Raw genomic sequence first — 264 nt, 5'->3', positions numbered from 1 at the left:
CGGCAGTTCCCGCGCAGCGTTCCACCGGAGGTGGGGGCGGCAGCAGCGGTCTCTACGATGTTCTGGAACTCATCCTGGACCGCGGACTGGTGATCGACGCGTTCGTCCGCGTCTCGCTGGTCGGCATCGAGATCTGAAGATCGACGTACGCGTCATGGTCGCCAGCGTCGACACGTACCTGCGTTTCGCCGAGGCGTGCAACCGCCTCGATCTGGAATCCGGGCCCAGGAAGTCGCCCGGTCTGCCCGAGGTGCTGGAGAACGC

1 pseudogene is annotated in these 264 nt (G+C 65.9%); it reads left to right on the top strand.

The window, feature by feature from the left end:
* Positions 1-264 (top strand): annotated as a pseudogene (gene gvpJ, locus ACSNOK_RS34650) (gas vesicle protein GvpJ); the annotation flags it as partial.

Origin of the sequence: Streptomyces sp. URMC 126 (assembly GCF_051386555.1) — a bacterium.
Lineage (GTDB): Bacteria > Actinomycetota > Actinomycetes > Streptomycetales > Streptomycetaceae > Streptomyces.
The sequence above is the reverse complement of the archived record's forward strand: the minus strand, read 5'-3'. Positions and strand labels throughout refer to the sequence as shown.